General features: G+C 70.5%; 13 protein-coding genes. 5 read left to right on the top strand and 8 right to left on the bottom strand.

Annotated features, from left to right (window positions below):
* Positions 1 to 92 precede the first annotated feature (92 nt).
* Positions 93 to 1,217 carry an AI-2E family transporter gene (locus tag IEY95_RS45115; RefSeq protein ID WP_229703801.1) on the top strand — a complete coding sequence of 375 codons (1,125 nt, stop codon included), beginning with the start codon at positions 93 to 95 and terminating at the stop codon, positions 1,215 to 1,217.
* 139 nt (positions 1,218 to 1,356) lie between these two features.
* Here the strand turns inward: IEY95_RS45115 and IEY95_RS45110 are convergent, their stop codons facing one another.
* Positions 1,357 to 1,863, bottom strand: a complete 507-nt coding sequence (locus IEY95_RS45110) for a CGNR zinc finger domain-containing protein (protein ID WP_189192119.1) — start codon at positions 1,861 to 1,863, stop codon at positions 1,357 to 1,359.
* Positions 1,864 to 1,962: 99 nt separating this feature from the next.
* On the opposite strand from IEY95_RS45110, the gene IEY95_RS45105 reads away from it, so the two are divergent.
* Complete coding sequence (locus IEY95_RS45105; protein ID WP_189192118.1) at positions 1,963 to 2,322, top strand: VOC family protein; 360 nt, start codon at positions 1,963 to 1,965, stop codon at positions 2,320 to 2,322.
* Between the two features lie 13 nt (positions 2,323 to 2,335).
* Positions 2,336 to 2,728, top strand: coding sequence for a VOC family protein (locus IEY95_RS45100; protein ID WP_189192117.1), 393 nt, complete (start codon positions 2,336 to 2,338; stop codon positions 2,726 to 2,728).
* A 105-nt stretch (positions 2,729 to 2,833) separates the two neighbouring features.
* Here IEY95_RS45100 and IEY95_RS45095 read toward each other — a convergent pair whose 3' ends face one another.
* The 4 genes from IEY95_RS45095 to IEY95_RS45080 all read right to left on the bottom strand — a co-directional run bounded on the left by IEY95_RS45095 (position 2,834) and on the right by IEY95_RS45080 (position 7,009).
* A complete protein-coding gene (locus IEY95_RS45095) occupies positions 2,834 to 3,952 on the bottom strand; it encodes a dipeptidase (RefSeq protein WP_189192116.1) in 1,119 nt (372 codons plus the stop codon).
* 125 nt (positions 3,953 to 4,077) lie between these two features.
* Positions 4,078 to 5,256, bottom strand: coding sequence for a dipeptidase (locus tag IEY95_RS45090; protein ID WP_189192115.1), 1,179 nt, complete (start codon positions 5,254 to 5,256; stop codon positions 4,078 to 4,080).
* A 5-nt stretch (positions 5,257 to 5,261) separates the two neighbouring features.
* Positions 5,262 to 5,840 carry a 5-(carboxyamino)imidazole ribonucleotide mutase gene (purE, locus tag IEY95_RS45085; RefSeq protein WP_189192114.1) on the bottom strand — a complete coding sequence of 193 codons (579 nt, stop codon included), beginning with the start codon at positions 5,838 to 5,840 and terminating at the stop codon, positions 5,262 to 5,264.
* Complete coding sequence (locus IEY95_RS45080; protein ID WP_189192113.1) at positions 5,837 to 7,009, bottom strand: 5-(carboxyamino)imidazole ribonucleotide synthase; 1,173 nt, start codon at positions 7,007 to 7,009, stop codon at positions 5,837 to 5,839. Before IEY95_RS45080 ends, purE begins: the two co-directional genes overlap by 4 nt.
* Before the next feature lie 185 nt (positions 7,010 to 7,194).
* Between IEY95_RS45080 and IEY95_RS45075 the strand changes: the two genes are divergently transcribed.
* Entirely contained in the window at positions 7,195 to 7,731 is a 537-nt protein-coding gene (locus IEY95_RS45075) for a GtrA family protein (protein ID WP_189192112.1), read from the top strand.
* A 346-nt stretch (positions 7,732 to 8,077) separates the two neighbouring features.
* Here the strand turns inward: IEY95_RS45075 and IEY95_RS45070 are convergent, their stop codons facing one another.
* On the bottom strand, positions 8,078 to 9,355 hold the full coding sequence (locus IEY95_RS45070; protein ID WP_189192111.1) for a sensor histidine kinase: 1,278 nt from the start codon (positions 9,353 to 9,355) through the stop codon (positions 8,078 to 8,080).
* A 191-nt stretch (positions 9,356 to 9,546) separates the two neighbouring features.
* Positions 9,547 to 10,224, bottom strand: coding sequence for a response regulator transcription factor (locus tag IEY95_RS45065; protein ID WP_018566970.1), 678 nt, complete (start codon positions 10,222 to 10,224; stop codon positions 9,547 to 9,549).
* A gap of 492 nt (positions 10,225 to 10,716) precedes the next feature.
* On the opposite strand from IEY95_RS45065, the gene IEY95_RS45060 reads away from it, so the two are divergent.
* On the top strand, positions 10,717 to 12,213 hold the full coding sequence (locus IEY95_RS45060) for an oligopeptide:H+ symporter (protein WP_189192110.1): 1,497 nt from the start codon (positions 10,717 to 10,719) through the stop codon (positions 12,211 to 12,213).
* Positions 12,214 to 12,340: 127 nt separating this feature from the next.
* Here the strand turns inward: IEY95_RS45060 and IEY95_RS45055 are convergent, their stop codons facing one another.
* Entirely contained in the window at positions 12,341 to 13,630 is a 1,290-nt protein-coding gene (locus IEY95_RS45055) for a hypothetical protein (protein ID WP_189192161.1), read from the bottom strand.
* Positions 13,631 to 13,644: the final 14 nt, after the last annotated feature.

The raw sequence follows: 13,644 nt of genomic DNA, 5'->3' as shown, positions 1-13,644 counted from the left end.
CGGGTCCCCGCGCGGATGCAGGCTCCGGTCGCGGCGGACGGCGGATGCGGTTCATCGTGCTGGGGAGCCGGCCCGCCCGTGGGGTGGGGGCGGTGGCACGGGCACGTACGGCCGGGGCAGCGATGCGGCATGCCCGGGACCGCGAAGGCGTCGCGACGGCCGTGGGCCACGGGCTCCGGGTGGCCGCGGCGTACGCATGGCGGCTGCTGGTGCTCGGGGCGGCCGTGTACGCGGGCTTCACGATTCTGGGGCGGCTGCAACTAGTCGCCGTGGCGCTGTTCCTCGCGCTGGTGGTGACCTCGGTGCTGCGTCCGCTCGCCAACGTGCTGGCGCGATGGCTGCCGAGGGCCGCGGCGGTCGCGGTGAGCGTCGTGGGGAGCCTGGTGGTGGTGCTGGGGCTGCTGACGTTGGTCGGCAGTCTGGTGGCGGGTGAATCGGGCAAGCTGGGAGAGGAGTTCTCCGGGGGCATCGGGCGGATCGAGCGATGGCTGGAGGGCCCCCCCTTCCACGTGAGCCATGCGGTGGTGTCGGATCTCCAGGGGAAGCTGGCCAAGTACCTTTCGGAGCACCGTTCGCTGCTGATCAGCAGTGCGCTCACCGGCGCCGGGCGGTTGGTGGAGGTGCTCACCACGGCGGTGCTCGCGCTGTTCTGCTCCCTGTTCTTCATTCATTCCGGGAACAAGTTCTGGTACTGGTTCCAGGAGTTGCTGCCGGAGGGCGCGCGGGACCCGTGGGCGCGCGCGGGACGGGCGGCATGGCGCACGTTCGCCGGGTACACGCGGGGCATCATCATCGTGGCGGCCACCAATGCCGCACTGGTCGGGATCGCGCTGTTCGCGCTGCAGGTGCCGCTGGCCCTGCCGCTGACGCTGCTGGAGTTCTTCCTCGCCTTCATCCCGCTGGTGGGCTCGCCCATCGCGCTGGCCGTGGCCACGGTGGTCGCCCTGGCCTCGCGGGGGCCGGTCGTCGCGCTCGTGGTGCTCGCGCTGATCGTCGTCATCGGCCAGCTCGAAGGCCATGTGCTGCACCCGCTGGTGCTGAGCTGGGCGGTCCGGCTGCACCCCGTGGTGGTGGCCGTCTCCGTCATCGCCGGCGGCATCCTGGCCGGAGTGATCGGCGCGGTCGTGGCCGTCCCGATGGTGTCGGTCGCCTGGTCCGTGATCGGCGAGTTGCGCGCGCCAGCCGAGCCGGAGGCGCCCGGGCTGCCGCCGGGCTGACCGACACAGCAGAGCTCAGTCGGCCGAAACCGCACGGACGACGCCGGTCCGGCCGAGGCTCAGTCGGCCGGACCGGCGCCAGTTGCATTCTGCCCCACTTCGCTGTGCGTCGAGCGGTGACCGCCCGACTCCCGCTGCCCTACGACTCCTTGGCGCGGTACCGCCGCATCTTCGCGCGCGCGCCGCACACCGACATCGAGCACCAGCGACCCCGGCCGGCCGGGCTGCGGTCGTAGTACACCCAATGGCACTCGGGCAGTTCGCAGGCCTTGAGGCGGAGCCAGGTGCCCGCCGTGAGCGCCTCCGCCACGGCCGCCGCGACGCGGGAGAGCAGCGGGCCCGCGTCGGCCGGGGCGAGGGCCGCCGAGCCGTCCCGCTCGTCGACCGCCACGTACAGCGGCGCCCGCGCGAGCAGCTCGCCCAGGGGAGTCACCTCGCGATGCGGGGCGTGACCGGCGTGCGCCAGACACACGGCCCGCAGGGACTCGCGCAGCTCTCGTACGTCGGCCACGTCCCTCTCCGCGACACCGAACGCGGCGCGTCCCTCGGCCGTGTCCATCGTGTCGGCGCCCGACTCCAGGTCCACGGTGTTCACCAGGGCCTCCACGAGGGCCAGTCCCCCGGGCGCGGGCGATCTCTCATTCATGCTTGCGACGTTACCTCCAATGCGGGAGCATGCAGTAACCCTGGTTACCGCTTGAGGTGGTCTACAGGTAACAAGTGTCACTAGGAGTAGGAGGAAGTCATGGCTCTCGCCGAACTGGGCGTCGTCGTCCTGGACTGTCCCGACCCCCGCGCGCTCGCCGGGTTCTACGCCGAGGTGCTGGGCGGCACCGTCGAGGGCGACGGGGACTGGGTGGACCTGAAGGTGCCCGGCGGGCGGTCGCTGGCCTTCCAGGCGGCGCCGGGGCACGTACCGCCGAAGTGGCCGGCGCCCGCCGCATCGCAGCAGTTCCATCTGGACCTGACCGTCGACGACCTGGACACGGCGGAGCAGGGCGTGCTCTCGCTCGGCGCGACGCCTCTGGACGCCGACGACCGGTCGCGCTCCTGGCGTGTGTACGCCGACCCGGCGGGGCACCCGTTCTGTCTCTGCGCCTGCTGACCCTGGAGGACTCATGCCGCCTGTGGCACGTTTTCGTTCCGTCGTGATCGACTGCCCCGACCCGCGCGCGCTCGCCGACTTCTACGCCCGGGTGGGCGGCGGCACACCCCGGGCCGAGGACGACGACTGGGTCGTACTCCGGATTCCGGACGGGCCGCGTCTGGCTTTCCAGCGGGCGGACGGCCATACCCCGCCGGAGTGGCCGCGGGCCGACCGGAACTCGCAGCAGTTCCACATCGACTTCGACGCCGGGTCCACCTGGGCCGAGGTCGACGCGTCCCACGAGAAGGTGCTGGCGCTGGGGGCCCGGCCGCTGGACCTGGAGGACCGGGAGAAGAAGGACTTCCAGGTGTACGCCGATCCGGCCGGGCATCCGTTCTGCCTCTGCAGGATCGAGCACGCCTGATCGAGCACCCCTGATCGACCAGCCCTGATCGACCACCTGTCATGGACCACCCGTGATCGAACACCCGTGACGGACCACCGGTGACGGACCACCGGTGACGATCGGCTATCCGTCCAGCTCTGCGATCTTCGCAGTCGACGGCTCGCGGCGCTGCTGGGCGGCGCGGGCCGTGAAGTCCGCACTGCGCAGCACCCGTTGGACATTGCCCGAGGTGAGCAGTGCGAGATCGGTCTCGGGCCAGCCCCGGGAGAACAGCTCGGCGATCAGGTACGGGTAGCAGGACGCGTCGGCCAGGTCCTGCGGGTGGGCAGCCCCGGAGTCGTACGTCCCCGAGAGGCCGACGCACTCCGCTCCGGCGAGGGCGCGGACGTGGTCGAGGTGGTCGGCGACGTCCCGTACGGACGGGCCGGCCTGCTCGGCCGTGAGCGGGACGAGGCACAGGCCCTTGGCGGCGCCCAGTTCGACGAGGACGTGGTCGGGGAGGTTGGCCGGGTGGGGACGCAGTGCCCAGGCCGCGGAGCGGGTGAACAGGACCGGGGCCTTGGAGGCCGCGAGGGCACGGCTGATCGTGGCTTCCGAGGTGCCGGAGAGGTCGGCGAGCACGCCGAGGCGGTTCATCTCCCGGAGCACCTCCTCGCCGAACCGGGTCAGGCCCGCCTCGCTCGCCCAGGAGGCACCCGACAGTGTGAGGACGCGCAGGCCGAGCGTGTGCAGGGCGCGCAGGATGCCGAGAGAGTCGCCGAGCGCGTCGGCGCCGGCGGGGCCGAGCAGGACGGCGACGCGGCCGCAGTACTGGGCGTCGGTGATCTCGGCGGCACTGTGCGCCATGCGCAGGCCCTCGGGGTGCGCATGGACCACCGTCTTCACCAGGTCCAGCTGCTCCAGGGTGGCGCCTACGGCCCGATCCCCGGCGAGCCCCTCGGGCAGGTGCAGCGACCAGAACAGCGAGCCCACGTGGCCTTCCCGCATCCGCGGCACATCCGTGTCCACGGCGCTCTCCCCCAGCTCCAGGTCGAACCACGGCAGGTGGCGCAGAGCCCAGGGCAGACCGCTGTACCCGTCGGCGACGGGGTGGCCGGCGAGGAAGGCGTGGGCCTGCTCCAGCGGGTCCGTCCCCAGGTCGGTCTCCACGGCGTCCAGGGACTCCGCCTCCGGCCAGGCGACGGGCCGGTCGAGCTCTCCCACCTCGGCGGTGGCGTGCAGTTCGTCCTGCAGTTCTGCCATGACGGGCTCCGTGGGGTGGACGGTGATCGCAGTACCGCCACCGTTGCACGGAGCCCGCGGGCCTTCCTGGTGGGCGGGGCGTTTGGGGGTACGTCCCACCCACCGGGCAAGCTGCCCTGGGGCGCTCAGCCGTCCAGTTGCTCCAGCGTCGCGTTCGACGGGCCCCGCTTCGCCCGGAGATCGCGGGCCACGTCCTCGGCCGCGCCCAGCACCCGTACGGCGTTCTGCCAGGTCAGCTTGGCCACATCGGTGGACGACCAGCCGCGGTCCAGCAGCTCGGCGATCAGGTTCGGATAGCCGGAGACGTCGTCCAGGCCGTCCGGGGTGAACGCCGTGCCGTCGTAGTCGCCGCCGATGCCGACGTGGTCGATCCCGGCGGCCTCGCGCATGTGGTCGAGGTGGTCGGCGACCGTCGCCACCGTGGCGACCGGGCGCGGGTTCGACTCCTCGAAGGCGCGGTGGACCTTCATGGCCTCGGGGGTGGTGTCGAGGTGGTGGAAGCCGTTCGCGCGCATGTTCTCGTCGGCCGCGGCCGTCCAGTCGACCGCCGCCTGGAGGACGAACTTCGGGACGAACGTCACCATCGCGACTCCCCCGTTGGCGGGCAGCCGCTCCAGGACGTCGTCCGGGATGTTGCGCGGGTGGTCGCACACCGCGCGCGAGGAGGAGTGGGAGAAGACGACCGGCGCGACGGAGGTGTCCAGCGCGTCGCGCATCGTCGTCGCGGCCACGTGCGAGAGGTCCACGAGCATGCCCTCGCGGTTCATCTCCCGTACGACCTCACGGCCGAAGGCCGACAGACCGCCCACGGCGGGAACGTCGGTGGCCGAGTCCGCCCACGCGATGTTGTCGTTGTGAGTGAGGGTCATGTAGCGGACACCGAGCGCGTACAGCCTCCGCAGTGCGCCGAGGGAGTTGTCTATGGAGTGCCCGCCCTCCGCGCCCATCAGCGAGGCGATACGGCCCTCCGCGCGCGCCGCCTCCATGTCGGCGGCCGTCAGTGCGGCGCGCAGGTCCGACGGGTGGCGGTCGATCAACTGCCGTACGCAGTCGATCTGTTCGAGCGTGGCCGTGAGCGCGCCGGGCAGGTCCGAGCGGACGTACACCGACCAGTACTGGGCGCCCACGCCGCCCGCGCGCAGGCGCGCCAGGTCCGTGTGCAGGTGGGCGCTCTGGTCGGCGGCGATGTCACGGGCGTCGAGGTCGTAGCGGACCTGCTCGCGCAGGGCCCAGGGGAGGTCGTTGTGACCGTCGACGACGGGAAAGTCGGCGAGAAGTGCGCGGGCCTCATCGAGGAACGACATCCGCGTCACTTCCCGAAGCCGAAGCCGCTGCCCATGCCCTCGACCTTGGAGCGCAGTCGCTTGCCCTTCTCGGTGGCCTGGTCGTTCAGTTCCTGCTGGAACTCCCGCATACGAACGAGGAGCTCCTCGTCGTGTGCGGCGAGCATCCGGGCGGCCAGCAGGCCCGCGTTGCGCGCGCCGCCGACGGAGACGGTCGCGACCGGGACACCGGCCGGCATCTGCACGATCGACAGCAGGCTGTCCATGCCGTCGAGGTACTTCAGCGGGACGGGCACGCCGATGACGGGCAGCGGAGTGACCGAGGCGAGCATGCCGGGCAGGTGGGCGGCGCCGCCCGCGCCGGCGATGATCGCCTTGAGTCCGCGCTCGGCGGCCTGCTCGCCGTACGCGATCATCTCGTGCGGCATGCGGTGCGCGGAGACGACGTCGACCTCGTACGGGATCTCGAACTCGTCGAGGGCCTGCGCGGCGGCTTCCATGACGGGCCAGTCGGAGTCCGACCCCATGACGATGCCGACCAGTGGAGAGGGGGGCGCGTCAGCGCTCGTCGCGGGGTGGTCGGCCGACGGGTGGGCAGGGCTCATTCTGTGATCGTGCCTCTCAGGTAACCGGCTGCGTGGCGGGCACGCTCAAGGACGTCTTCCAGGTCGTCGCCGTAGGTGTTGACGTGGCCGACCTTACGGCCGGGCTTCACGTCCTTGCCGTACATGTGGATCTTCAGCTGGGGGTCACGGGCCATGCAGTGCAGGTACGCGGAGTACATGTCCGGGTAGTCGCCGCCGAGGACGTTCGCCATGACCGTCCACTTGGCGCGCGGGCGCGGGTCGCCGAGCGGGAGGTCGAGGACCGCGCGGACGTGGTTGGCGAACTGGGAGGTGATCGCGCCGTCCTGGGTCCAGTGGCCCGAGTTGTGCGGGCGCATGGCCAGCTCGTTGACGAGGATGCGGCGCGTGCCGTCGGCGGAAACGGACTCGAAGAGCTCGACGGCAAGGTGGCCGACCACGCCGAGCTCCTTGGCGATGCGCAGGGCCAGTTCCTCGGCCTGGAGGGCGAGCTCCTCCGGTATGCCGGGGGCGGGGGCGATCACCGTGTCGCAGACGCCGTCGACCTGCTGGGACTCGACGACGGGGTACGCGACCGCCTGGCCGTGCGGGGAGCGGACGACGTTCGCCGCGAGTTCCCGCACGAAGTCGACCTTCTCCTCGGCGAGGACGGGGACGCCGGCGCGGAAGGGCTCGTGCGCTTCCTCGACGGAGCGGACGAACCACACGCCCTTGCCGTCGTAGCCGCCGCGGACGGTCTTCAGGATGACCGGGAAGCCGTCGCCCTCCTCGCCTTCCGCGAGGCCCTCCGCCGCGAACGCGGCGACGTCGTCGACGTCGCTCACGATGCGGTGCCGTGGGCACGGCACACCGATCTCGTCGAGCTTCGCGCGCATCACGCCCTTGTCCTGGGCGTGCACGAGCGCGTCGGGTCCCGGCCGGACGGGGATGCCGTCCGCCTCCAGGGCTCGTAGGTGCTCGGTGGGTACGTGTTCGTGATCGAAGGTGATCACGTCGCAGCCCCGCGCGAAGTCACGCAGCGTGTCGAGGTCGCGATAGTCGCCGATGACGACATCGCCGACGACCTGCGCCGCGGAATCCTGAGGGGTGTCACTGAGGAGCTTGAACTTGATGCCGAGCGGGATGCCCGCCTCGTGTGTCATACGAGCGAGCTGCCCCCCGCCGACCATGCCGACTACCGGGAACGTCACGCTCCAAGAGTATCGGCCGCGCCATAGTGGCCGATTTCCGCGCCCGTACTCCGTGATTTCCGAGCCGGTGACCGCCTGTTTTCTTACCTGTGAGCCCGTCCACAGGCGTCGGAGAGGGGCGCTGGTTAGCATGGCGGGGTTGACGTATTCGACCGACGTATCCACCGACGGGGGCTGGCGACACCATGGGCAGTGCTTCTTCGGGGTCTCATGCGAGGCCTCGCAGCGCGGTTCGCCGCCGGTTCGACCTGCTCTTCCGGGAGATCGCCAAGTTCGGCGCGGTCGGTGGGGCGGGGCTGCTCGTCAACCTTCTCGTGTTCAACCTCGTACGCAATGTCACCGGGCTGCAGGTCGTGCGGGCCAGTGTCATCGCCACCGTCGTCTCGATCGTCTTCAACTACATCGGGTTCCGCTACTTCACGTACCGGGACCGCGACAAGGGTGGCCGCACCAAGGAGCTGACGCTCTTCCTGCTGTTCAGCGTGGTGGGGCTGGTCATCGAGAACGGCGTGCTGTACGCGGCGACGTACGGGTTCGGCTGGGACACCCCGCTGCAGAGCAACGTCTTCAAGTTCCTCGGCATCGGGGTCGCGACGCTGTTCCGGTTCTGGTCGTACCGCACGTGGGTGTTCCGGGCGCTGCCGGCGCGGGAGGCCGTGGCCAGTGCGGAATCGTTCCTCGACGCGGGGGCGAAGCCTCGGCCGCGGGCCAAGGTGAACTGAGGCGATTCGCCCGCTCCGCGGCCGCCGGCCCCTTCGCCGCTCCGCGGCCCACTTCCCGGCGCACCGCGCCGCTTCTTCGCCGCTCCGCTTCTTCGCCGCTCCGCTTCTTCGCCGCGCCGCGGCGGGCTTCCACCCACCCACCCGTACGGGGCGGTCATGGGGTTGGGCCTCGGGGAGCGGCGGCGGGAGCTGGGCTTGAACGGAGCGAGAGGGACTCCGGCGGACGAGCCCTGGCGTTGGCAGTTTGTCCGGGCTGGTCGAGGCCGGGGCTCGTTCGAGGATTGAGCCGGGTCGAGTCACCCGACCGTGGGCTCGGTCGAGTCACCCGACCGTGGGCTCGGTCGAGTCACCTGACCGTGGGCCCGTCCTCCTCTGTTGTCGGGGGCCTCTTCAGCGGGGTGCGGGAGAGGAACAGGCCGAAGACCGGCGGCTGGCCCTGGAGCATCTCCAGGCGGCCCCCGTCGGCCTCCGCCAGGTCGCGAGCGACGGCGAGCCCGATCCCCGTGGAGTTGCGGCCGCTGATCGTGCGCTCGAAGATCCGGGCGCCCAGGTCGGTGGGGACGCCGGGGCCCTCGTCCGTGACCTCGACGACGGCCTGGTTGCCGGTCACGCGGGTGCGCAGGGCGACGGTGCCGCCGCCGTGCATGAGGGAGTTCTCGATCAGCGCCGCCAGGACCTGCGCGACCGCGCCCGGCGTGCCGACCGCCCGCAGGTGCCGCTTGCCCGAGCTGACGATGGCGCGGCCCGCGCTGCGGTAGGCCGGGCGCCACTCCTCCAGCTGCTGCTTGATGACCTCGTCGAGGTCGAAGGAGACGGCGGAGCCGGTACGCGGGTCGCGGGCATTGGTGAGCAGGCGTTCGACCACGTCCGTGAGGCGCTCCACCTGCGTCAACGCGATCGTCGCCTCCTCCTTCACGGTGTCCGGGTCGTCGGTGAGCGTGATCTCCTCCAGGCGCATGGAGAGCGCCGTGAGGGGCGTACGAAGCTGGTGGGAGGCGTCGGCGGCGAGGCGGCGCTCAGCGGTGAGCATGCGCGCGATGCGCTCCGCGCTGCCGTCCAGGACGTCTGCGACGCGGTCCAGCTCCGGGACGCCGTACCGCTTGTGGCGCGGGCGGGGGTCGCCGGAGCCCAGCCGTTCCGCGGTCTCGGCGAGGTCGGTGAGCGGGGAGGCCAGGCGGTTGGCCTGGCGCACCGCGAGCAGGACGGCGGCGACGATCGCGAGCAGGGCGACGGCGCCGATGATCAGGAGCGTACGGCCGACTTCACGGGTCACCGACGAGCGCGGCTCCTCGACGGTGACCGTCTCGCCCTCCTCGCCCTTGGCGGTGGAGTGGATGACGTCGCCGGTGGGCTCCGTGCCGACCTCGATGGGCGCGCGGCCGGGGATCCTGATCACGGCGTAGCGCTGGTCCGCGACCTGGTTCTTGAAGACCGCCGCGGTGATGTTCTCGTCGCCGAGGATGCGGCTGTCCACGATGCTGGCCAGGCGCAGGGCCTCGGAGTCCACCCGCTCCTGGGCACTGTTGCTGATCGTGCGGGTCTCGACGATGACGAGGGATACACCGAAGACGGCGATCACGACGAGCACGACGGCGAGCGTGGACTGGATGAGACGGCGACGCACGGGGTCCTCCGGGCGGGTTGCTTACGCGGACCAGTGTGCCTTGACCTTGCGCTGAGGCGTTTCTTCGCCTCCTCCGCCCCCGCCTCCCGCACCGGGGCTGCCGCCCCCGGGCCCCCGCTTCGGCCCGAGCGGCCTCGTCCTCGCACGCCGGACGGGCCGAGGACCCACCCGCCGGGGCTGAGAGGCCGGCCTCAGCTCTTCTCGAAGCGGAAGCCCACGCCCCGTACCGTCGCGATGTAGCGAGGATTCGCCGCGTCGTCGCCCAGCTTCTTGCGGAGCCAGGAGATGTGCATGTCGAGGGTCTTGGTGGACGACCACCACGTGGTGTCCCAGACCTCGCGCATGAGCTGGTCACGGGTGACGACACGTCCGGCGTCCCGGACGAGGACCCGCAGCAGGTCGAACTCCTTTGCCGTGAGCTGGAGTTCCTCGTCGCCCATCCAGGCGCGGTGCGACTCGACGTCGATGCGCACCCCGTGCGTGGCGGGCGGCTGCTGCGGCTCGGCGGCGCCGCGCCGGAGCAGCGCCCGTACCCGGGCGAGGAGTTCGGCGAGCCGGAACGGCTTGGTGACGTAGTCGTCGGCGCCCGCGTCGAGGCCGACGACGGTGTCCACCTCGTCGGCGCGGGCGGTCAGGATGAGGATCGGGACGGTGTGGCCCTCGGCGCGCAGCCGACGGGCCACCTCCAGGCCGTCCATGCCGGGCAGGCCCAGGTCCAGAACGACCAGGTCGACGCCGCCCTGCATTCCGGCGTCGAGCGCGGTGGGTCCGTCCTCGCGCACCTCGACCTCGTAACCTTCCCGGCGCAGTGCGCGGGCCAGCGGCTCCGAGATGGACGCGTCGTCCTCGGCGAGCAGTACACGGGTCATGGGGTGATGGTAGTCCGCCGCGGACGACTGCTGTGGGGTGATCGGCCTCCGTGATTCACACCCACCACCAGTGTGATTCTTACCTGCGGCTGTGGGATGTGATCCTGTTGTCCACCTTCGAATGGACGTCCACAGTTCCACAATTGCCTGTGATCCATATCTCAAGTCCTTCCATATGCGGCATTGAGATGTCGTATGGTGACCAGACGCCTGTAGCACCACACCGTGACCTTTGGCGAGCGTTCGATGCTGAAGGTCTCTTTTGTGTGCGGGCTGGTGTTCGCCAGCCTTGAAAGGAATGACCTGTGGCCGGGCCCGAGCGCGCTGACGCGTGAAGGGCGTGGATCCCGGTGGTCGCCGTCCGCCGCTTCGCAATCCGGAGCGGATTCCCCGTGGGCGTGGGGGTGGACGGTCGTTCCCCGCCGGTGCCGGCCGCCCCCCCACCGGGCGCGCGATGCTCAAGCAGCGCGTCCCGACGAGCAAGGAACGACCATGGCGTCCAGCCTGACGAAGGACTCGGTCACCCCGGGCACCCCCGGTTCCGAGAAGACCTTCTTCGGCCACCCCCGCGGACTGGCCACTCTCTTCATGACCGAGATGTGGGAGCGTTTCTCCTACTACGGCATGAAGGCACTGCTCCCGCTGTACCTGGTGGCACCGGGCGGCCTGCACCTGAGCGCGGCCACCGCGACCGCGATCTACTCGGTGTACCTCTCGCTCGTGTACCTGCTCGCCCTGCCGGGCGGCTGGTTCGCCGACCGTGTCCTCGGCCCCCGCAAGACGGTCGCCGTCGCGGGCGTGATCATCATGCTGGGCCACCTCACGCTGGCTCTGCCCTCGTCCGGCACCTTCTACGGCGGCCTCGGCCTCGTCGCGATCGGTTCCGGTCTGCTGAAGGCCAACATCTCCACCATGGTCGGCCACCTCTACGACGGCCCGGACGACCCGCGCCGTGACGGTGGCTTCACGCTCTTCTACATCGGCATCAACCTGGGTGCCTTCGCCGCGCCGCTGATCATCGGCACCGTCGGTGAGAACGTGAACTGGCACCTGGGCTTCGCGCTCGCCGCGCTCGGCATGGCCCTCGGCCTCGCCCAGTACCTGCTCGGCGGCCGTCACCTCAGCGCCCGCTCGCACGAGGTCCCCACGCCTCTGTCCGCCGAGGAGAAGGCCGCGACGCTGCGCAAGTCCGCGCTGTGGGCCGCCGTCGCCGTCGTCTTCTACGCGATCGTCGGCTTCTCCGGTCACTACACGCTGAACTGGCTGCTGGTCCCGATCACGCTCGCCGGTCTGATCATCCCCGTCATGGTCATCGGCCGTATCAAGCGGGACAAGGACCTGAACCGCGCCGAGCAGTCGAAGATGTCCGCGTACATCTGGTTCTTCGTCGCCGCGGCCGTCTTCTGGATGATCTACGACCAGGGCGGCTCGACCCTGTCGATCTTCGCCGACTCGTCCGCCGAGAACACCATCTTCGGCTGGGAGTTCCCGGTCTCCTGGTACCAGTCGGTCAACCCGGTCATGATCATGGCGCTCGCCCCGGTCTTCGCCTGGGCGTGGCTGGCGCTGAACAAGCGGGGCAAGGAGCCGAGCACGGCCACGAAGTTCGCGTCGGGTCTGATCCTGATCGGCGCCTCCTTCTTCCTCTTCCTGGCTCCGCTGACGATCGCCCAGGACGGTCACAAGGCCGCCGCGATGTGGCTGGTCGCGATCTACTTCGTGCAGACCGTCGGTGAGCTGACGCTCTCTCCGGTCGGACTCTCCGTCACCACGAAGATGGCGCCCGCGAAGTACGCCTCCCAGATGATGGGTGTCTGGTTCCTGGCCGTCACCGCCGGTGACGCCACGACCGGGCTGCTCTCCATCGCCGAGGTCGACCTCAACAAGACGGGCATCGTCGCCCTGGAGGCCACGCTCGCCGTGATCGCCGGTGTCGCGGTGTGGATGTACCGCAAGAAGGTCAAGCAGATGATGGGCGACGTCCACTGACGTACGCGTAACGCCTCTCCTTGCGAAGGGCCCCGCACCGAGTGGTGCGGGGCCCTTCGGTGTGCGGGTGAGGGTTGTCTCGCCCCTGCCGCCCCCACCCTCGGAGGGGGCGAAGAGACCCCCACGCTCAGCGCAGGCGTCGTCCCGGCAGGAACGTGAAGACCGCTCCGCCGAGCAGGATCACCGTGCCCGCGACCAGCCCGAGCGCCTTGAGCGCGCCGTGGCTGTCGGAGCCCGTCTCGGCGAGACCCCCGCTGGACGACGTATCGCCGGAGCCGGACGAGCCGCCCCCTGACGCGCCGCTCGCCTGTTCCGTGGTGTCCAGGGTCAGGGAGACCTCCGTCTTGGAGGGCGTGCACGTCGTGGTCGTGCCCAGGGCCTGCACGGTCAGGACGCCCGGGGAGAGGGTCGAACTGCCGCTCGCGCCGGGCTTGTAGGTGCCCGTGAGGTCGGGGATCTCGATCGGGTCGCCCGACTTGATCTCCTTGGCGTTGGTCGGGCCCTCGACATGGACCGTGCCCTTGTCGGAGCCGCCCAGCACGACCTCCATCGACGGCTTGACCGAGTCCGCGGGGATGTCGGCCGGGCTGTCCATCACGGACTTCTTGAACTGGACGATGAGGTCGAAACTCCCGCCGTTCTTCTTGGCGTTGATCTGCACGGGGGATGTGGCGCTCTTGTCGCCGATGGGCGTCTTGCACTCGTAGGGGATGGAGACTTCCTTGCCGGTGAAGTCCGTCTGACCGCCGCTGTCGCCCCCGGTGGAGTCGCCGCCCGTGTCGCTTCCGCCGGTGCCCCCGGTGTCGCTCGCGCTCGGCGACGGTGTCGCGGAGCCCGTGGGCAGCTCCGTCGGCAGGGTCGGCAGCCCCGTCGGAAGTCCGCCCGTCGTACCGCCCGAACTCCCTCCGCTCCCCGTCACCTTGATCGTCGCCGCGGACTGCACCGTCTCCTTGGGGGTGCACTTCGTGTCGGTGGACACCGGCTTGCTGACGTTGATGTTGTACGCGTCCGGGGTCAGCGTGACGTCACCCGCCGCCGTCAGCTTCAGCTTGCCCGTCATGTCGGACAGCTTCATGTCGCTGTTCTTGGGGATCGCCGGGTTCGACCGGGGCCCTTCCATGGCGATGTCCGCCGTCTGCGCACCGCCGGCCTTCAGGGTGCCGGTCGGCTTGACCGTGTCCTTCTCCAGGTCGATGACGTCGGGATTCTTCGACGCCGCCTGGACGAACTTCCACGTGATGGTGACCTCGTCGCCCACCTTCGCCTCGGCGGGCGCGGTGATCTCCACCTTCGTCGTGCCCTCGACCGGGGGCAGCCCGGAGATCGAGGGCGGAACGCACTCCGTCTTGTACGACACCTCGGCGGCCTGCGCCGGGGCCGCGGCCACACCCAGCAGGATGCCCGCGCCGCCGAGCATCAGCGCGACCCCGG

Source organism: Streptomyces albiflavescens (assembly GCF_014645835.1).
Classification (GTDB): Bacteria; Actinomycetota; Actinomycetes; order Streptomycetales; family Streptomycetaceae; genus Streptomyces; species Streptomyces albiflavescens.
Note: the sequence above shows the minus strand (reverse complement) of the source record. Positions and strands in the feature narration are given on the sequence as shown.

Coding starts and splice junctions, on each gene's coding strand:
- IEY95_RS45110 (WP_189192119.1), bottom strand. CDS start 1,863: ATGAATGAGAGATCGCCCGCGCCCGGGGGACTGGCCCTCGTGGAGGCC.
- IEY95_RS45105 (WP_189192118.1), top strand. CDS start 1,963: ATGGCTCTCGCCGAACTGGGCGTCGTCGTCCTGGACTGTCCCGACCCC.
- IEY95_RS45100 (WP_189192117.1), top strand. CDS start 2,336: ATGCCGCCTGTGGCACGTTTTCGTTCCGTCGTGATCGACTGCCCCGAC.
- IEY95_RS45095 (WP_189192116.1), bottom strand. CDS start 3,952: ATGGCAGAACTGCAGGACGAACTGCACGCCACCGCCGAGGTGGGAGAG.
- IEY95_RS45090 (WP_189192115.1), bottom strand. CDS start 5,256: ATGTCGTTCCTCGATGAGGCCCGCGCACTTCTCGCCGACTTTCCCGTC.
- purE (WP_189192114.1), bottom strand. CDS start 5,840: ATGAGCCCTGCCCACCCGTCGGCCGACCACCCCGCGACGAGCGCTGAC.
- IEY95_RS45075 (WP_189192112.1), top strand. CDS start 7,195: ATGGGCAGTGCTTCTTCGGGGTCTCATGCGAGGCCTCGCAGCGCGGTT.
- IEY95_RS45065 (WP_018566970.1), bottom strand. CDS start 10,224: ATGACCCGTGTACTGCTCGCCGAGGACGACGCGTCCATCTCGGAGCCG.
- IEY95_RS45060 (WP_189192110.1), top strand. CDS start 10,717: ATGGCGTCCAGCCTGACGAAGGACTCGGTCACCCCGGGCACCCCCGGT.
- IEY95_RS45055 (WP_189192161.1), bottom strand. CDS start 13,630: ATGCTCGGCGGCGCGGGCATCCTGCTGGGTGTGGCCGCGGCCCCGGCG.